Annotated in this window: 21 protein-coding genes and 1 pseudogene; 10 read left to right on the top strand and 12 right to left on the bottom strand. The window is 61.7% G+C overall.

Annotation, left to right across the window (positions count from 1 at the left end; all coding sequences use genetic code 11):
- Nucleotides 1-93 precede the first annotated feature (93 nt).
- The 4 genes from ACSYAO_RS13670 to ACSYAO_RS13685 all read left to right on the top strand — a co-directional run bounded on the left by ACSYAO_RS13670 (nt 94) and on the right by ACSYAO_RS13685 (nt 2,333).
- Nucleotides 94-618 carry an EAL domain-containing protein gene (locus ACSYAO_RS13670; protein WP_032971133.1) on the top strand — a complete coding sequence of 175 codons (525 nt, stop codon included), beginning with the start codon at nt 94-96 and terminating at the stop codon, nt 616-618.
- 569 nt (nt 619-1,187) lie between these two features.
- Nucleotides 1,188-1,664 carry a chemotaxis protein CheW gene (locus ACSYAO_RS13675; RefSeq protein WP_149908580.1) on the top strand — a complete coding sequence of 159 codons (477 nt, stop codon included), beginning with the start codon at nt 1,188-1,190 and terminating at the stop codon, nt 1,662-1,664.
- Between the two features lie 117 nt (nt 1,665-1,781).
- Complete coding sequence (locus ACSYAO_RS13680; RefSeq protein WP_032971135.1) at nt 1,782-2,015, top strand: hypothetical protein; 234 nt, start codon at nt 1,782-1,784, stop codon at nt 2,013-2,015.
- A 39-nt stretch (nt 2,016-2,054) separates the two neighbouring features.
- A complete protein-coding gene (locus ACSYAO_RS13685; protein ID WP_125892001.1) occupies nt 2,055-2,333 on the top strand; it encodes a hypothetical protein in 279 nt (92 codons plus the stop codon).
- 212 nt (nt 2,334-2,545) lie between these two features.
- Here ACSYAO_RS13685 and ACSYAO_RS13690 read toward each other — a convergent pair.
- Nucleotides 2,546-4,775, bottom strand: a pseudogene (locus ACSYAO_RS13690) (methyl-accepting chemotaxis protein).
- Nucleotides 4,776-4,922: 147 nt separating this feature from the next.
- On the opposite strand from ACSYAO_RS13690, the gene ACSYAO_RS13695 reads away from it, so the two are divergent.
- Complete coding sequence (locus tag ACSYAO_RS13695; RefSeq protein WP_139338727.1) at nt 4,923-5,132, top strand: hypothetical protein; 210 nt, start codon at nt 4,923-4,925, stop codon at nt 5,130-5,132.
- A 96-nt stretch (nt 5,133-5,228) separates the two neighbouring features.
- Here ACSYAO_RS13695 and ACSYAO_RS13700 read toward each other — a convergent pair whose 3' ends face one another.
- The 6 genes from ACSYAO_RS13700 to ACSYAO_RS13725 form a co-directional block, all read right to left on the bottom strand.
- Complete coding sequence (locus tag ACSYAO_RS13700; protein WP_032971140.1) at nt 5,229-5,612, bottom strand: response regulator; 384 nt, start codon at nt 5,610-5,612, stop codon at nt 5,229-5,231.
- 183 nt (nt 5,613-5,795) lie between these two features.
- The gene (locus ACSYAO_RS13705; RefSeq protein ID WP_006375647.1) at nt 5,796-6,269 is read right to left on the bottom strand and encodes a BLUF domain-containing protein; all 474 of its coding nucleotides are present in this window, start codon (nt 6,267-6,269) and stop codon (nt 5,796-5,798) included.
- A 61-nt stretch (nt 6,270-6,330) separates the two neighbouring features.
- Nucleotides 6,331-6,606 carry a hypothetical protein gene (locus ACSYAO_RS13710; protein ID WP_032971143.1) on the bottom strand — a complete coding sequence of 92 codons (276 nt, stop codon included), beginning with the start codon at nt 6,604-6,606 and terminating at the stop codon, nt 6,331-6,333.
- A 93-nt stretch (nt 6,607-6,699) separates the two neighbouring features.
- The gene (locus tag ACSYAO_RS13715; protein ID WP_049462735.1) at nt 6,700-7,134 is read right to left on the bottom strand and encodes a BLUF domain-containing protein; all 435 of its coding nucleotides are present in this window, start codon (nt 7,132-7,134) and stop codon (nt 6,700-6,702) included.
- Between the two features lie 970 nt (nt 7,135-8,104).
- A complete protein-coding gene (locus ACSYAO_RS13720) occupies nt 8,105-8,236 on the bottom strand; it encodes a hypothetical protein (RefSeq protein WP_258013789.1) in 132 nt (43 codons plus the stop codon).
- Between the two features lie 348 nt (nt 8,237-8,584).
- On the bottom strand, nt 8,585-9,301 hold the full coding sequence (locus ACSYAO_RS13725) for a DUF6988 family protein (RefSeq protein ID WP_049463714.1): 717 nt from the start codon (nt 9,299-9,301) through the stop codon (nt 8,585-8,587).
- 282 nt (nt 9,302-9,583) lie between these two features.
- On the opposite strand from ACSYAO_RS13725, the gene ACSYAO_RS13730 reads away from it, so the two are divergent.
- Complete coding sequence (locus ACSYAO_RS13730; protein WP_149908581.1) at nt 9,584-9,958, top strand: HNH endonuclease; 375 nt, start codon at nt 9,584-9,586, stop codon at nt 9,956-9,958.
- Nucleotides 9,959-10,234: 276 nt separating this feature from the next.
- Here ACSYAO_RS13730 and ACSYAO_RS13735 read toward each other — a convergent pair whose 3' ends face one another.
- From ACSYAO_RS13735 to ACSYAO_RS13745, 3 genes are read right to left on the bottom strand one after another with little or no spacing between them, the layout of a single operon-like run.
- Entirely contained in the window at nt 10,235-10,849 is a 615-nt protein-coding gene (locus tag ACSYAO_RS13735; protein WP_080356557.1) for a relaxase domain-containing protein, read from the bottom strand.
- Nucleotides 10,850-10,859: 10 nt separating this feature from the next.
- Nucleotides 10,860-11,636, bottom strand: a complete 777-nt coding sequence (locus ACSYAO_RS13740) for an ankyrin repeat domain-containing protein (RefSeq protein ID WP_157805906.1) — start codon at nt 11,634-11,636, stop codon at nt 10,860-10,862.
- Nucleotides 11,633-12,190, bottom strand: coding sequence for a hypothetical protein (locus ACSYAO_RS13745; protein ID WP_180862734.1), 558 nt, complete (start codon nt 12,188-12,190; stop codon nt 11,633-11,635). The genes ACSYAO_RS13740 and ACSYAO_RS13745 overlap by 4 nt, the downstream gene beginning before the upstream one ends.
- Nucleotides 12,191-12,310: 120 nt before the next feature.
- On the opposite strand from ACSYAO_RS13745, the gene ACSYAO_RS13750 reads away from it, so the two are divergent.
- Nucleotides 12,311-12,754: an ankyrin repeat domain-containing protein gene (locus ACSYAO_RS13750; RefSeq protein WP_049460850.1), complete on the top strand. Its 444-nt coding sequence runs from the start codon at nt 12,311-12,313 to the stop codon at nt 12,752-12,754.
- 25 nt (nt 12,755-12,779) lie between these two features.
- Nucleotides 12,780-13,352, top strand: coding sequence for a hypothetical protein (locus ACSYAO_RS13755; RefSeq protein WP_065428843.1), 573 nt, complete (start codon nt 12,780-12,782; stop codon nt 13,350-13,352).
- Nucleotides 13,353-13,358: 6 nt separating this feature from the next.
- Here ACSYAO_RS13755 and ACSYAO_RS13760 read toward each other — a convergent pair whose 3' ends face one another.
- Nucleotides 13,359-16,295: a UvrD-helicase domain-containing protein gene (locus tag ACSYAO_RS13760; RefSeq protein ID WP_262220592.1), complete on the bottom strand. Its 2,937-nt coding sequence runs from the start codon at nt 16,293-16,295 to the stop codon at nt 13,359-13,361.
- Nucleotides 16,296-16,488: 193 nt separating this feature from the next.
- Here ACSYAO_RS13760 and ACSYAO_RS13765 point away from each other — a divergent pair, with 193 nt between their 5' ends.
- A complete protein-coding gene (locus ACSYAO_RS13765) occupies nt 16,489-16,950 on the top strand; it encodes a LexA family protein (protein ID WP_049460845.1) in 462 nt (153 codons plus the stop codon).
- A gap of 3 nt (nt 16,951-16,953) precedes the next feature.
- Nucleotides 16,954-17,328 carry a hypothetical protein gene (locus tag ACSYAO_RS13770; RefSeq protein ID WP_049460842.1) on the top strand — a complete coding sequence of 125 codons (375 nt, stop codon included), beginning with the start codon at nt 16,954-16,956 and terminating at the stop codon, nt 17,326-17,328.
- On the opposite strand, the gene ACSYAO_RS13775 is transcribed toward ACSYAO_RS13770, so the two are convergent.
- Nucleotides 17,321-17,572: a hypothetical protein gene (locus ACSYAO_RS13775; protein WP_180849813.1), complete on the bottom strand. Its 252-nt coding sequence runs from the start codon at nt 17,570-17,572 to the stop codon at nt 17,321-17,323. The genes ACSYAO_RS13770 and ACSYAO_RS13775 overlap by 8 nt on opposite strands.
- Nucleotide 17,573 lies beyond the last annotated feature (1 nt).

Genomic DNA, 17,573 nt, shown 5'->3' on the forward strand with positions numbered 1-17,573 from the left:
GCTGCCAATCGGGGGAGATTGAGTAACGCGACTGGGTGGCCGCGGCCACAAATGCCCCCAGGGGCCGCTCGCTTGCGCCTAGGATTGGCACAATTGGCGCAATGGAAGCGTGCTGGCCTTGCGTTGAGCCTTTCCATCAACCTCTCCGCTCGGAATGTCGCGCGGCAAGGAATGGCCGATGAACTCGTGGCCAAAATCCACGCGCAGGGGTTGGATTGCCAGGACGTGGAGGTCGAGATCACCGAGGGAGAATGGCTGCGGGTCAACTCGCTGCCGGGCGAGCAACTCAAGCGGATGGCCTCGTCAGGCATTCGGCTCGGGGTGGATGACTTCGGCAGCGGCTACAGCAATTTCGGGTACCTGACCGAGTTGCCCATTCACACGCTCAAGCTCGACAAGTCGCTGATAGACGATATTTCCGAAGACCAACGCGCATTGCTCAAGGTCCAAGCGATCGTCGGTCTGGCCCATGATCTGGGCTACTCGACCGTCGCTGAAGGAGCCGAGACGAACGGTCAGGTCGCCAAGCTCCAAGGCCTTGGGTGTGACGAAATTCAAGGTTTCGCGCTTTCCAGACCCATCAGCGCCATTGAGTTGGCCGAGCTCCTTGCGCCCTGACCCGAGGGAGTTTGATACTCGGTCTTCCAGCCGACGAACCGTCCCGGATGGAAGCACGCGGAAGGATCCTGCAGCGTGCGTATCGCTTTCAGGAAGTCTGCGAGATCGCTGAGGCCGCTGACTGCCTCTGGCCTATTTCAGGACCCTACCCGTGGCTAATACCGGCTTTTATTTTGCTTCGCTTTGTCAATGGAGAACTGACCTCCGACGGCGCTCTGGCGCGTCTGCATGCTGTTGAGGCCACTTGTAGCAGCTGTGGTCTCACCTCGCTGCTAGCACCGGGCGAGGGCCTGACGGACTTGGAAGGCGCCGGTGTGATGGTGTGCCCACACTGCCAGAACCACCAAGCGGTGAGCCGGATGAGGTTGGAAGAGTTCATGAAGCGAATGGCCGGCACGAACGCTACAGCCACCGCTAACCCATCGTCTTCGGACGACGGGCAGGTCTTGTCAGAGTGAGGCCCTTGGCCTGCCAATCTGAACGCCTCGGATTTCTTAGGGCATGAATTGCCACGGTGGACACATTAAGGGCATGATGCGATCGCCCTTTGGTCTTTGCCCACAGAAACCATGACCGTTCCCCTGCCTTATGATCCATTTCTGCAGGCCTCATCAGAGCCATTGCTGGAGCTGGTGATTGTGCGTGTGGGCTGCGATTTGTTCGGTGTGGATGTCGAGTCGGCCGTGGAAATACGCGGACCAGAGACGCTGACCCGAACCCGGGACCGCCAGTTTGTAGTCTTGATCAGAGGGCAAGACGTCCCTGTGGTTGATCTGGGCTTGATCACCGGAGGCGATGCAGTCGGGACGGGTTGTCCAGCAATGCTGTTGGTTCAATCCGCGGTTCAGCTGTTCGCCCTTGCAGTGGACGAAGTCTTGGTCATCGAGAGCCTGTCTGCCTGGCGTGCCGAGCCTGCCGCTCACAGCGACCGATTCGCTGAGCTCTGCCCGCAGGGCGTGCAGCTGGGAAACGGCAAACGCGTCGCCGTCATTGACCCTGGTCGTGCCCTATCCATTCAGCAACGGCTGGAGATCGATTCAGGTTGATTGCCCAATGCTGCACGGTGCTGCCGCTTTCAGTTGCAACCGATTCGCGCGCGTTCCAAGTTCCACGCTTTGCGGTAATCTCTGGCTGACACCGCGATTCCGTGCATGAGGCGCTCGATGGAGAAATTCGACGGAGCAACGTGGTTCCCACTGGACAGGTTTGAAGTCGGCATTGACGCCGAAACAGCAGTGGTTGCACTCGGGCTTTACCAAGTTCGCAACGCGGCCGGTGACTCGACCATGTGCGGCTCGACGATGACTCCGACGCAAGCGGAGCGAACTGGCAATGCCCTTTTGATCGCCGCCAACCGTGCTCGCCTGACGATCCCGGGCTCAAGCAGCAGCCACTGATCCTCTTCTGTGTTGATGTGCCTGCTCGCGGAGGGCTTGGTGAACGACGAGGTCAGGGACGCATTTTTGCGTCTTCAAGAAGCAATGAATCGCATGCATATACGTGTTGCGGCGCTGGAAGCGGCCACAGTGCTCCTGCTTCGCACGAACGCCGGCAACGCCAACGTCGCAGACGAGTTTGAGCGCAGCATTCGGCACTACCTCCAAGGGATGGACCAGCACCGGGACCATGTCTTCGCGTTCGAGGAGATCGTCGAGCCATGGCTGGGCATCCTGAGGGAACCATTGGCTGGCATTCCCCCGTCTCCGAGCCGCTGAACTGCCAAAGCGGAGCGGCCATCGGGCGGCCGTAACCTCGGCCAATGCCATTGCCGCCTCGCCGCCTCACGGCGCAAGGCGCCGAGCTTTCGGCGCGCTTGCGGGTCTGAGGCCGCCATCCAGGCGGCCTCACCCACGGTGACTTCAGCGGCAACTTCGGTCAACCATGCCCTGCGAGCGACCATGCGTTCGCACTGGCCTTGGAAGGGCGGTTAGAACTCCTGCCAGTGCGCTGCGTCCGCAGATACCTGCCGTGCGGGACGAGCTGGCAATGCCTTCGGCGGGGTTGGCTTGCCCGCGTAGGCGGTTTGAGAAAGGCGGGAGCCGTCCACAGCACCTGGCTTGGTCAAGCTTGCACTGGCCGTGGCTGGCGTCTTTCCCTGCGCGCGTTCATTCACCTTGAAGACCGCGACGGCGGTTGCCAGCTGTACCGACTGGTCTTCCATGGATCGGGCAGCGGCGGTCGCTTCTTCCACCAACGCGGCGTTCTGCTGGGTCGTTTCGTCCATCTGAGAAACAGCCTGGTTCACTTGCTCGATGCCCGACGCCTGCTCCTGAGAGGCGGCAGATATCTCACCAATGACGTTGGACACGCGCTCAACCGAGCTGACAATCTCAGACATCGTCTGGCCAGCCTGGTCAACCAGCGCCGATCCTTGAGCGACCTTGGCCACAGAGTCCTCGATTAGCCCCTTGATCTCCTTGGCTGCAGAGGCAGAGCACTGTGCCAACGTGCGCACCTCGGAGGCCACCACGGCGAACCCTCGACCCTGGTCCCCGGCTCGAGCCGCCTCCACGGCCGCATTGAGTGCGAGGATGTTGGTCTGGAAAGCAATGCCATCGATCACGGAGATGATGTCCCCGATGCGGCGCGACGAGGCTTCGATACCCCCCATCGTCTCCACTACTTTCCCGACCACTCCACCGCCCTGCCCGGCCACGCGCGAGGCCCCACTCTGGCCAACTCGCTGGCCTGGCGTGCATGCTCGGCGTTTTGGCGCACGGTGGAGGTAAGCTCCTCCATGGACGCCGCCGTCTCTTCCAAGTTGGCCGCTTGTTGTTCGGTGCGTCGCGACAAGTCGCCATTGCCCGCGGCAATTTCCGTCGACGCGGTATTGATTGCCGTGGATGCCTGCTGGATGCGGGAGACGATATCGGTCAGCTGAGCCACGGTCGCGTTAGCGTCTTCGCTCATCGTCGCAAAGACGCCGCGGAAGTCGCCTTCCATGCGGTGGGTCAAGTCGCCAGAGGCAATGGCCTGAAGCAAGGTGGAGACGGCGCTGAGGCTGTGGTCAGCTGTCTCCATCAGACGGTTGAGGTCCGAAACCATCAATTCAAAGTCGTGCTGGAACGCAGACGTGTTACCGCGGGCGGAGAAGTCGCCGTCGGCAGCCGACACTGCCAACCGCTTGATCTCCGTGTTGATCGCCAGCAGACTTGCTTTGGCAGCGTCCATCGATTCGTGGAGCACGCCCGGGAGCCGGGCAGGCGTCGCGCGTCACGCCGCAGGTCACCGGCCGCATACTCGTTGAGCACTTGGATGGCATCCAGGATGGCCTCAAGGTGCTCGAACACCATTGTGTTCATGCCCTTGGCCAGCTCGCCGTAGACACCGGGCAGGTCCTCCGGAATCCGGTGCGAGATGTCTTCGGCCTCGTGAAGCTTGACCATGACCTTGGTGTCGTTCGAAAAACGCTCCAAGGTGGCAACCATTTGACGGAGGGAGAGCAGCATCTGGCGCGCCTCATCGCGGCTCTGGTAGTCGGTTCGCACGTTGAGGTCGCCATTGGCCACGCTGCGGATAGCGGGCAACGCCTCACCAATGGGCCGGGTGACCGAACGGCTGATCGCCCACCCCAGCACGCTTGCGACCAAGTACAGCACCGCCAAGACCAAGCCTGTGATCGACATCAGGTTGTTGAGGCTTGCTGCGTTGGTTGCGAGTTCAGCCTTCATGCCGCGAAGGTTGTATTCGCTGACTTTCTCCATGGCGTCGAACAGCGCCACGCGCTTTGCCCTGGATTCTGTCACCGAGATCGTCTGCGCGGCCTCGGCATCGCCAGCGAGGAGCGCAGCGTGAAGCTGATCGTGGATGACAAAGTAATCGCTCAACGCAGCGCTGACCGGCTTGAACAACGCGGCATCTTCGCCATCGGCGAAGGACCGCAGGTATTGCTTCACCAGCTCGTTGATCTTGGCCTTGCCCGCCACGATCCGCTGTTCGTATTGCTTGACGGCCTCAGCGGAAGTGGCTTCGCTGACCTGGGAGGTTTCGTAGATGCGGAGATCGCCGAACTGCGCACGCATCTCTCCGATGGCATAGCTGCCAGGCGCCCAGACGGACTCAATCCTGGACAACTCCTGCTTCGAATGTGACGCGCGGACAATAGTGAAGATGCCCAACGCCAAGGTCATGCTGGTCGTTATGGCGAATGCCAGCATCAGTTTTTTGGAGATGCTTCCGACGTGGCTTCTTCGGCGCACAGGAAGAACACGGCGTCGCCGTGGCTTGAAGCACTCAACGCGCTATGAATGGAGATAAGCGCGGCGAAAGGAGACCTGACGAAGGCCTCCTGGTAACTGTGGCCTTTGATCTCGCTCGCCGTGGCCAACAGCGCGCTTGGCCTGCTCCGCTCGATCAGAAAGCGGCCGATTGCTGGAGTCGGGAAATCCAATGGCGAACGACGTATTCAGGAGCCAGTTCTTGAACGCTGTCTGCAGGACAACGATCTGGTCGCCGTCTTGAAAGTGACGGTGCTGAACGACAGTGCTTCTGATGATGCAAGTAGCGCGCATTGATGGGCAGCAGCGACGTTCGCTTCCAGCGTATCCACTGTAAAGAGGAAGGCTTGCGGTCCAATGCACTCCAAAGGGCGGATGCATGTTGCCAGTCAGCTAGCGCACGTGCGCGCCTGCCGGTTCGCCTCTGCAATCTTTGCCAAGCGCCTCGATCCAGGAAGCGATCTGTTTGACGCCGTAGGGCTTGGACAAAACACCCCGATCCCGGTGCCGGCTGATCACATCGTTCGGATGAAGCGTGGAGGTAAAGAAGACAGCGATGCCATCGCGCCGAAGTTCGTCTGCCAACTTGTATGCACTGCGCCGGGCGTCAGGGCTGGCGGGCACATCCAGAATGACGACGTCGACGTGCCCCGCTTGCGCTGCGCGCAAGGCTCCTGAGCTGAATTCCAAGCATTCGACGTCATAGCCGAGCTCTCTTAGTTCGACTCCAACCACCTCACAGATGGAGGTTTCAATGTCCACGAAGAGAACGTTCATGTGGATTGCCGTTCCACAAGGTCGGGTCAAATTTTCCACACGGTCAGCAGCTGGTTCAAGCTAGTTGGGACGACTTCTGCTTTCGGCAGACGGAATCTGCTCAGCTTTGCCAACGCTTCATCGGGAGCGCGAGAGGAGCTCCCAGCATCCTTCCGCCGGGTGACAGACCAGTCGCCACGATGTTCATTTCGCCTCCCCTTCGCTGAGTGGTTTCGAGAGGGGCCCCACGTAGACTGAGGCAGACGGCCCTCCCGTGAAGCGCACAAGGAGATCCATCGCCGTTGCATTCATTGCGTCCGCATCGCCCCGCTGAGAGAAGCTGGCCCAGTCTGCCATCGCGATGCTCTGCAGCTGGCCCTCCTTGGCCAAAAACAGCCGCATAGGCCACCGCGGCAGCCGACGTTGCGAGACACGCCCGCGTGCCAACTCGATGAAGTTCAGGTGGCTGCGCGCTTCGGATGCCCTGGCGTAGGCAACGCGAAGGCCATCCGGTGGACCCTCCAGGTAGGACAGGAACCGGGCCCCGTCGTACAAGGTCACCCCGGTCACGCCGGCCTGTCTGTTGAACCGCTCCGCGTCGGCTATCAACTCAACCAGCCGCCCAAGGCTAAGGTAGGGGCTGGCCTCACTCACAAAAACCACCGCACGGTTTGGCATGACACGCTCCTAAGATTGCTTCAGACCCAACAACCTGACGGGTCGGGAAGAGCAACAAGTGCTACACGGCAACCTTTGATTTTGCCTTCCAGGCGCCTGTTTCCAGATCCTTCCGCAGCACCCAGTCCTTCGCCGGAATCTTTGCCCCACGGGCGGTCAGGTAGTCCGGCATGAATAGCATGATCTCCCCCCCTTGAATCAGACAGCTGGTCGAGAGGACCACGCCGTCACTGAGCTCGACCAAGCAGGTGGCTCTCTCGCCCAGTTCAGCCTGCTCGCCTGTCAGGGACGCGGTGGCCCCTGGGTAGATGTGGCTGTGAGTAAATTCCAACCGCATGGCATGCCCCTGTCGAATGCCTCAAATTCATGACTCCCCTGCTTCCACTGTGCAACGTGAATCGGGCGGCCTACAGAGGAAATCCGTTACCCATCACTGCGGAACGTCATCGAGACGATTGCCGACCAATGCGGCAAGCCGCTCCATCCCCGTTTCTGGGATGAATTTCCCTCCGAAGCGTTGGGAGAAATTCACCCAGTTCGACCTCATCAGTGCTTTGAGCTCGGCTTCTGAAATCCGCAGGAAGAGCAATGCATGCGCAGGGAACCGCAACTGCTGGATGGATCCCCGCGCCAGCTCAACGATTTCGGTATGCAGGGTGACGGACTCGGTGTAAACGGAGCTCGCAGCCACCGCACTCGCTGTGCCTTCCATATACGTTAAAAACCTGCTGCCGTCGAAGCATACAACTGCACGCGAGCCGCACTTGGCATTGAACTCTCGGCCTGCACGCATGACTTCGGGCAAGCGCTCATCAGCGATGCCATCCACCGCCGCGCTCACGAACACCACCGCACACTTGGGCATTGAGGGCCACCTCCAACTCCGCACCAGTGAGTCTAAACAGGCCAAGAGTAGATCAGCTGTGTAAAAAACGCAGTCGGGCTCGGACCGAAGGTGCGGCCCTTCTGAACCGTTAAGGATGCGCCATGGTTGGGACCATTCTAAATCAAGCTGACTGCAAGAGAGTTGACCTAGTTGGCAGCGTCGCCCCGAGGTGCGCGAGGGCTGCGGCCTCAACGACCGAAGTGCTGCAGAGAAAAAAGATTCCATCTCGCGGTCCAGCCGACGTCAAAGACCGATGGAGGGTGATCACCGACGCTGATTCATCGCCCACGGACACCTCGTGGAACTTCGACCCGAAAAGCGAACCTGGAGGGCTCTCCGACTTGCTTTCGTGTCCTGCCGTAGCTCCACACCGTACTGCCCAAGCGTCCCGATGCCACTGGCAGTGAAGACGTATTTCTATCTAAACGAGGTCAGCCAGACCAGAACGAGTCGACCCTCGGCAAGAACGCGTTTGTGAGCAAGCTTGCTACGTATCATCGGGCTGCTCGCTGTTGACCGGGTTGATCGATTCGTTCCGCTGGTCGCCCGTGGACGACCGCCTTGGGAGCCCCCAACGGTGGACAGGGTCAGTATCAGACAGCGGCAGCGGTGAGAGCAACGCCTACGCGCAATCGGCCATTCCGGCCATTTCGGCCGGGCGGGTAGATGGTCTCACCGCACCACGAACGGACGCTCTCCGAGCAAATCAAGCCAACCGAACCGAGTGGGGCTTGATCCTTTGGCGACCCGCCAGGCTCAGCTGAGCACCCAGGCACTCATTGCTCCGCCGATTCAGATCCTCGGTGCACGCGAGACAGACGCCATCCGCCGTGCGACTTGAAGTAGCCGGTGTCCCCCGTCAACGAATAGCGGAATCCGGCCCAAATCGATGTGGGCACGGAACTGTGCCACGTGCGAGCCTTCTGATAGGCGTAGCGAAACGAACGCATCATTTCGCTCCTCCGCGACGCCACCATTGCCGACCGGACGGCGCTTTGAAAAGCGCGATTGCAAGTTGCAGCAACCCCAGCGCAGCAGCAGCGGCGAGGATCACTAGGGCAAGAGACAAAAGAAGGTCCATGGCGGGGGTCCTGCGGGCCCGTGAGGTGGCAGCACGTCTGAGCACCCGGGCCATTGGCGCTCAGCAGTCCCCTGTCCGCTGGAGGTGAAGATCGCTACAAGCGCGTGATATCGGCGTGAAAGGCCCTGCCTAACCGGTTGCCTCTGAAACCAACTAAAGCTGACCACTCATAAGCGCTCATACGCCAAACAAGTTGATTTAATTGAACACTTCAGGCTTTCTCCCCGTTTTGACCGGCAAGGCTGTTTATCTTTGTTCAGAAACATCTGACACTGTTCGTTCCATTGGCTGCTGCAAGAGCGGCGGCTCTCGCAGCAAGGATGCTCCTGGATTAAGAAAAGGATCCGACTAATTTTGCGCGCTGAAACACCCTACCCTACGCCTTCCCCCGTCAAAGGTCGGTGGGGCAGGCGCCGCGTCACCCAACACCTGAACCAGGCCCATGTCGCGCAGCATGGTGACGATCTCAAGTTGCTTCTCCGCAACCCACTGCGGCCGGGTAGCCACTTCTTCCTCTGGCACCCGCTTTCCGGCGAGTTCCACGGTTTCGAGAGAAGCATGGAGCGCCATGGACGCACTGAATCCCAGCAGGTCCACCACCTCGTCAGGGGACGTGTCGATGACGCCGGAACGACGGATCAGGGACTGGTAGCCATGGTGGACGTAGCCGTGCATCGTCTTTTGAGACTGCTCCCAGGTATCCAACAAATCCGCGTAACGCTTTTCACCGGAACGCTGAACCACCCTGCGGATCATCTTCTCTGGGGCTGCAGTGTCATGGCCCTTCTGGAACCGCGCCAGCTCTTGGTCATCGGCCCATTGCAGCCACAGCCCGCGCACGAACGCCTCAAAGGCAGGCCGCATCAATGCTGTCGCAGAGCCCAACAACCCATGTTTGACCAGGAGCATGGCTGACGATTGGTGCTCGTGCACCACCGCGAAAGCGACGACCGCCATGTGGTCTGGCTCCGGCCCATGCAGGACCAATCCATAGAGTTGCTCCTCGTTCCAACGCCGCACGTGGTCGGCCCACTCCAGTGCCCGCTGCACGCGCAGCTCTTTCAACCAAACGGGCCATGCGTCCGGTGCTGCTCCGCCCTCAGGCATCGGTCTCCTCTCCGCTGGCCGGAACCGGACACAACGCTACCGGGGCGTCGAGCAGATCATTGGTTTGGTCAAAGGTTGTCATGGCCCATCTTGACACCCACCGCCCCTGGGCGCGATAACTCCCTTGCCGCGAGGGGAAATGCCCCCGGCGTATTGCCTGCTTAGCTCAAGGCAACAGGTTCCCGATTCGATCGCACAAGCGACGACGGGATGGTTTTTCCTGTTTTTTGAGATCTAAGCATGCCCAAACTCCAACGGTTGAGAACCGAGGCTTTCCTCGCCCAGAAGGGCCGGTGCTGCTATTGCAGCCTGCCGATGTGGAATGCCTCACCCGACGAACTAAAGCCGTTCGGCCTGCGCGCCAAAACGGCCGCGCCGCTCCGTTGCACCGCCGAGCACCTGGTCGCCCAACAAGAAGGCGGCAAGGACGTGGTAGGCAACATCGCTGCCGCCTGCTGGCTCTGCAACACACGCCGGCACAAACGCAAATCGCCGCCCTCCCCCGAGGCTTACCGCGCGTTCGTGCAGAAACGCTTGGCGAAGGGCAAGTGGCACCCGCCGAGCGTGGCCAAGTTGCGCCTCAGAACGCGTGGAACGCAACCACCCGACGGATGAGTTCCGCCACGCTCACGTGCTGCCGCTGCGCCTCACGGCGGACGCGGTCGGCCAGGTCTCGGGAAGCCCGGATAGGCGGCAGGCGGTCGTCCCTGGGGCCGGCAACGGGAGAGCGCAGCAGCTGGGGGCGCGCCAGGTAGGCGGTGAGCCATTGGCGCACGGCTTCGCTCTCGCTCACCCCGGCTGCTCTAGCGCGTGCGGCCAATGCCTGGCGCAAGGTTGAAGAAAGGGACACTTTCGGCAGCACGGCCGTCAAGGGAGGCTTGGACGTCAGCGTCACAGCCTCTGCCTCGGTCGGCCCACGGGGGCTGGGCGGAAGAAGCGCTCCAATCGTTTGGTCTCCAGCAACGCTTCCATGAAGGCACCCATGGCGTGGGTGTAAGCGTCCTCGCTGGCCGCCAACCGCAAGCTCAGCGCAAGCCGTTCCCACTTTCCGTTCGGTGCGCATGCGATGGCGAACAACCAGTGGTGCGTCCAGTCATCCTCCAACCGATCGGATGCAACGAAGAGCACCCGGTGATCACGCTGGAACGGCAGGGACGACAGCGCCTGGTCAACCGCATGGCGGTGGGCAGCCTGTAATCGTGCCCTCTCCTCGCCGTCGGTATCCAGCAGCGCGGCGAACCCTTTTGGCAGGCGCAACGAAACGCGGTAGCCCGCCGCACAGGTGTGGTGGTCTTCGCCTTCCCACAACCGCTGTTGCCCATCGAGCTCCTGGCCCATAGCAAAGCGCCGCATGGCGCCCTCGGTCACCGGCCCACCGGGCTTCAACTGGGTCAACCACGCACCACCCCAGCGCAACGCGGCCAAGGGCGCGTCCAGCAGTTCTGCGAAGGAAAACCCATCGGCGAACACGTCCTCCCGGCAGATGCATGTGAGTTGCAGGTTCATGGGATCACCCTCATAGCCGTGCCCTACTATTCGGAACGGCTTTCGTTGCGCCAGGGAGAGTCGCATCCAAACGCAGGGCCTCTTGTTCCGTTTCCCATCTGCATAGGCGCTCGCGTATTTCCGGACGTTGCTGTTCAAGCCACGCATCAGGGTGCGTCTTCTCCTCTGGAGCAAGCTTTCGCACCCATGCTTCAACATGGGGGTCCGCCCCCGCCTCCAGCAACACCTCGAGCAACTCAACATTGCTCTCAAGGTAAGCCGAAAAGATGGGCACCCAGATACCCTCCTCCTCGGAGAAATCTTGCGCGGAACGCTCGGCATTCGGATCTGCCCCAGCCGCCAACAGCACGCGACAGACGGCCACCCGCCCACATCGTGCAGCCAGGTGAAGCGCGGTCTCTCCGCCTTCCTTCTCCCGAGCATTCACATCGGCGCCTTCAGCAATCAGTTGCTGAAGTTCATTCAGATAGAATCGTTCCCGTTCCTTGTGGCGAAACCGCAACAACCGAAAGATAGGCGGCTCCTTCCATAACCGCTGCCACCGCTTAGTCCTGACACCCACGCGAATTCCGAGGCGCTCCAATACCCTTAGGTAGGGGATCAAGAGGGGGGAAAACGTCGTAAAGAGGAAGAAGTCCACTCGCGCCTTACAGGGGTCGTCATCCAAGCCCTTTCTGGGATCACGAAACGCTTCGATCCACCAATTCACTTGCCCCCAGGGATTGAGATCACGAAGCTCGTCAATCCACCATTTCACCCGTTTCCTGATTCCATTGATTGGTTTCACAATGGCCTCCTTGGGACCCCGGCTCGCCGCTTGTCCGTGACAAGGGTCGGCTTTTCGGGGAGCAGCATGCCGTTGAAGTCGAGGGGAACCCCGGTGGGGTTTGCCCCACCAATTGGGAATCCCAGCTCCCGCGTCATGGCGATAGCGCGCTCGATGGCTTGCACATAGGCCCGCCTCCGCCGCCGGCTATCGATTCCCATTTCTGCCTGGATGGCCACGAGCATCGGCAACGGAATGCGAAGCTCAAAGGCGATCTGCCCGTTGCTGGTGTCGGGAAGCCCCGATTGGGTTTCGATCACCCGCAAGGCGTGGCAACCCAGGTTAAGGCTTCTCGCATGCCCCGTGGGGGTGCGCCAAGTCACGGCGATCGCGGCGTTCTTTCGCTCGGGGTAGACGGTCACGGTGTAGAGCTCGGCGTTTCGGGTGGGTGGACGTTTCGACCGCTTCAGCGTTTTTCCTCCCGCCCCATCAATGGTTTTCGCGATCCCCATCCCCGTCTCCCCCATGGAATACATTTGTATCCCTTCAACCCCATGCAAGCAGATAAGATCCATCTGTCCAGTGGGCATTCCCGACTAAAGCGAAAAACTGCTGGGGTTGCCCCACAGTTTTTCAAACGCCTGCCCCCTTGCGCGTTTCCGCTGCCGCGGTAAACCAGTGGGAAAGGAGGACGCATGGCCAACACCGAGTTGCTCGCTGCAATCCAACAGCGCAACCCCGCTCAGGTGGCTGCGGCGATCGGGCGCGGGGCCCAACCCAACGCGCACGACGCCCGTGGCTACTCGCCGTTCCACGTCGCCCTGCTCACCGCTGACGCTCCGACCGTTCGCGCCTTACTGGACAACGGGGTTGATCCGTTGGAGAGCACGAACCTGGCCCAAAGCCGGAACATGGGCGCCAAGACCCTGGTCGCATATCGCCATGGCCGGGCGCATGCGCACCCACCGGGCAGCCGGGAGCGGGATGCCGAGTTCGCCGCGTGCGAGGCATTGGACCGCCTGCTGGATGAGCGCGGTGCCCCGGCCACTCTGGACGATACCCATTGGTGGATGAAGGGGGTCGAGGACGCGGCGGACATTGCTGCCCGACAGGGGCGTCCGTGGAAGGCTGCGGGGTAGCAGTAGGCTGGGCTACGATGTGGCCATGCCCGTATCACCCGACAATGCCTATCGGCTGTTGAAAGCTTTCGGAATGCTTGAGTTCCAGCTCAAGCAGACCGGTGAATTCTTTCAGACCAAGACCCCCAAGCCTCCCATCTGGAAGTCGTTCAAGATCGGCTCACTCGAGATCGATGTGCGCCGCAGCGCCTTACCACCACCTGCTCCCGTCCACATGGTAGACGTGGACTGGAACAAGGTGGATCGAGCGGTGGCGCGGATGGGGCAAGCATTCGTCGCCCTCGTTCCCGTTCCCGCGCAGAGAATGCTGCTTGCACCACCACGTAATCGGCCGAAAAGGGAGCGCATTGAGTTTGACCTGACGGGCCGACCACGAGCGGCCTACCAGCCCGTCAACCTACCCCACAACGACGCCGAAGCCTTGGTCGTTGCCATGCGCCGTGTGCGCAACAACCTCTTCCACGGGGGCAAGGAAGACCCGCTGGAGGAAACGTATTTCGGAGAAGACAACGATTGGGCCGTGGCCGCCGCAGATGTCGCGGATGCTCTGTTGGATCTTCTCGACCGCCAGCTGCTCCGCCCCGTTCAGGCCCCCTGACCAGCTTCAATCTTCCTTGTTCGGTGGGCAACGCGGAAACCGACTGCAGGAGTGGAACACCTCCTTGGTTGCACGATTGACGCGCTCCACCAGCACGCCCTGACCACACACCGGGCAGGGCTCCGCAGGCTCCCCTTCCGTCCTTACGATTTCCACGCCGTGATCTGCCTGGAGCTCCACCAGGAACTGGGAAGGTTGGTGCTGGGTGGTGTAGACCACCACCGAACGCTTCGCACGGGTGAGGGCCACGTAGAACAGGCGGCGCTCTTCGCCGAACTCGAAGGTCTCCGGCTCGGGCATGGCCAGTTGAAGAATGGGATCGTCCTGGACCTGGCTGGGAAATCCCAGGGTGTCCTGAACCACATTGAGCAGTGCCACGAAGTCGGCTTCCAGCCCTTTGGCCCGATGAACAGTCAGGAATTTGAGGTCGATCTTGTCGCCGAACCGCTGCCGCCAGGCCTCCAGCCCCCTGGGCCGGTCGTTGCGGTAGCGGCCCAGGATGAGCATGGACCGCAATGGTTTGCCGTTGGTGCTCTCGGGCAATTTCTCGTAGAGCGACTGAATGTTGGCCTTCAACCGTCCGGGGATGTCCTCAATGGTAGGCAGCGCGACCACGCTCACCCGGGGACCTTTCAATGGGTTGCTGGTGAAGACCTTCTTGACCAACTGCATCGGATTCTTTGACACGAACTCCGACGTGAGATCGCACAACGACTGAGGGCACCGGAACGTCTGGGAGAGGTGCCGAACGGCCGCATGTGGATGGGCCTGCTGAAATCCCGACATGATCGCCAGGTCGGCGCCGGCAAACCGATAGATGCTCTGCCAGTCATCGCCCACCGCCGTGAACTGCGCACCGCTGGCGTCAACGATTGCCTGGAGCAGATGCATCCGCGCGCGGGAGGTGTCCTGGAACTCGTCCGCCAACACCATTTTGACGCTGCAGGGGAAGCGGCCAGCGATGATGTGGTCGGCGGACTGGTTGAGCATGTCGTCGAAGTCCACCAGACCCTCTGCGGCCAATCGGTCTCCCCAGCGCTGGGCGACGGCCTCGTAGAGGTCGAGGAACAACTCCATGCGCGGCACGAAAGCACCTGGCAAGGTGTCGATGCGCTCACGGGCCTGCTCGACCGATTGCCGCGAGCCCTTCATGTGCTGCTGGAACACGCGTATGACTTTCGCGATGGCCTGCGGAGACACCGGGTCCGTGTCCGGAGGGACGCGGTCTGGGTCGAACACCAGGTCGATGCCCTTGGACTGGAACAAGTCCTGGAGCGCGGTCAGGGCGGCACCGGTGCGTAGACCATGCGCGGTTGTTTCGAACAATCGCGTTCCCTGGTCGCGGTGGAGTTGCCGCTTCCAATGCACGCCCTCCAGGTAATCCTTGAAGGCTGGGGGCGCTTCGCCCTTGGCATTGAGCGCGAAGTGCTCGTGGAAGACGTCGATGTCGGGGTAGTAGAAGTCGGGGCGGTATTGCCGCTTGGTAGCGGTGCGGGTGTCGTGGGGATACGGCTCCTCGTAACGGTAGTTCACACCGTGGAGGAACAGCCAATCCGCGATGAGGCGCTCGGACTTGCTCTTGACTATCTCCCCGCGCAGCGTGCGAAAGCCCCGCTTTCGCTGGCTCTCCGGGTCGTAGTCCTCCGGTTCCTCGCGCGCGTCCCACCGCCCCACGTCCTTGAAATAGAGCAATCGGAAGAGATCCCACTGCGCCACAAACGTCGGATTCTCAGCGCAGAGCTCATCGACCAGGTGGCCGATGAAGGCCTCGTCCTTGCCATTGCTCAGCCATGGCGCCGGGGTGGGCATTTTCCCCGTCACCGCGCCGATGACTTCCAGGCCGAACGCATGGAACGTCTTGGCGGTGATGCGATTGGCCCCGTCGAGTTGGCCCAACCGCTTGGCAATCCGTTGGCGCAGCTCTTCGGCCACGTCGGCGTTGAAAGCCAACAGAAGAATATCCTCCGGTGCGCAGAGCCCCTCCTCCAGCGCGTAGCCGGCCTTGGCCACGATGGTGGAGGACTTGCCCGAGCCGGCGGCGGCCACGACCAGCAGCTCGTCGTCCATGCAGACCACTGCCTTGGCCTGCTCCTCGGTCAGGGGGTTGGACTCCACCCGCTCGAAGAACGAGCGCTTGGCCTCCATCTGGTGTGCCTCAAAAGCGGCGTTGTGCGCGTCCACCAACCGGACCAGCCAGGCCTCTGCCGTAGGGTGGTAGGACGGTGGCGTGGCATCGATCCACTGCACGCCTTGGAGCACCGGAGGAGCATCGTCGGCCAGGCGCGCTCGCCGGCGGCGACGGCCAATCCAGCCCTGCTCGCCTACCCACGCGGTCTGCCGCTGCGCCCAAGCTGCCAAGGCCTTGGTGAACACGGCACGGCGGCGGCGCTCGTCCACGCCCTCTAAGTAAGCCTCGGGGGTTTGGTCGAGCGTCGGGTAGAAGCTGTTTTTCTTCTTGCGCTCCTTAGCCAACGCCGGGTGATCGAGCAGCGCTCCCCAAGTGGGCAAGCCAATCGCCGCTGGCGAAGGGATGGTCGCCTTAAGTTGCTCCAGCAAGGCCGGATCCACCTCATTCACCGCTTCCAACCGCTGATCCACCTGCCGCTGCCAAGGGTCCAGGATCTTGATGGCGCGGGATCCGTAGTGAGCCAGGCTGCCGGTCACTTTCTCCCGCACGAACTGCTGGAGCTCCTCGGCCTTGTCCTCCCCCAGGCCTTCCCCGACCACCCAACCGGTTCCGATGATGTGGAAGTGGCACTCGAGCGTCGTGGAGAAGTTGTGCCGCGGCTTGCACTCCAGCGAGTGTATGAGGATCAAGGGGCCTTTCACGACGCGCCGGCCACGATCGAGGGAGAGCTCGAACGCATCCCCGTCTGAGTTGAAGATCCAGCCGCTCCCGCTGAACAACCAGCTCCGCAGCCGCGATGGCTTCCAAGTTGGCATTCCCTCTCCCTTTCCCGCGCGTGGAACCGGCCCCGCGCACTGCCCCATCGGTTTCACGGCCCAGCCCACCCTCGCAGTGACAAGGGGTTGGGCCCGTTCAGCGAAATACTAAATGACGAGGGTCTGGAGGCGGAGCTAGCCTGTCTCCCCGGTGCGTCTCACCGGGTGATTCTGACTTGTAGAGACTACCGCCATGCTCGACACCACGCTTCCGCCCGGTTACCTGGGCGCCGCCAACCTCCGCGCTCTGCCCTTGCACCTGCCGTTGCTGCCGGTGCGGGCCACGTGTGGCTTCCCCTCGCCTGCAGAAGATTTCTACGGCTCTCAGGACATCCTGGACATCAACCAACGGGTGGTCCGAAATCCGGTGGCTACGTTCTACGTCGAGGCAGACACGGGCACGTCGATGGTGGAGTTCGGCATCTTCCCGGGCGACACCCTGGTGGTTGATCGCTCCCTCACCGCCCGACATGGAGACATCGTCATGGTGTGTTGGGAGGGCGGCTTCACGGTCAAGCAATTGCGGCTGCGCGCGGGCCGCTACGAGCTCCATTCCGGCAATCCTGCGAATGCCCCCATCGTCGTGCCGGAGGACGTGGAGCTGGACGTGTGGGGCGTGGTGACCTGGTCCTTCCGCAAACAGTTGAGGCGCTGACACATGGACGATGCAAGCCGCTGGAGCAAGCTCAAACCGATGGAGGGCCCGCGCTGGCCGATCCGGTGTGGCCATGTCTTCACCGCCGAGGATCTGCTGCGCCTGCGCGAGGGCCTCTGGCCGCGCCACATGGACGACCGATGGGCGGTGTGGCTGGACGGGGAAACGCTGCGCTGCTGGCGCTCGTGGACCGGCACGTGCATCTACGAAAGCCAAGTGACCCTGGCCGAGGACGGCACCGGCGTGGCCGTGGTGGTGGACGTGCTCGACGACGGGGACACCTACCGGCGGGCCGCCACCGACGAAGGCGAATTAGAGCGGTTTGAGGGCGTGCTCTCCCAGGTGCGCCGGCAGCTCGGGGACGATCTGGTCACATGATTCTTCCGGACCCCTCATCCTCGTCATCGTCGCGGACTCCACGAGCAGCAGCGGCAACTACATTGAGCCGTTCACGCTGCGCGCCTGCTTCTGCGACCCGTTGTTCGTGCTCCCGGCGCTTACGCTCCGCCTCGTCGCGTTCCTTCTTGCGCTTCTCGTCAGCCGCTTCCCGCGCACGTGCAGCCGTCCATGCTGGACTACCAATTTCAAGCTGCGCAGACCCCTTCTCCGTTTCTTTTGTCACC

Origin of the sequence: Stenotrophomonas sp. STK16_22, from assembly GCF_051984505.1 — a bacterium.
Taxonomy (GTDB): domain Bacteria; phylum Pseudomonadota; class Gammaproteobacteria; order Xanthomonadales; family Xanthomonadaceae; genus Stenotrophomonas; species Stenotrophomonas maltophilia_A.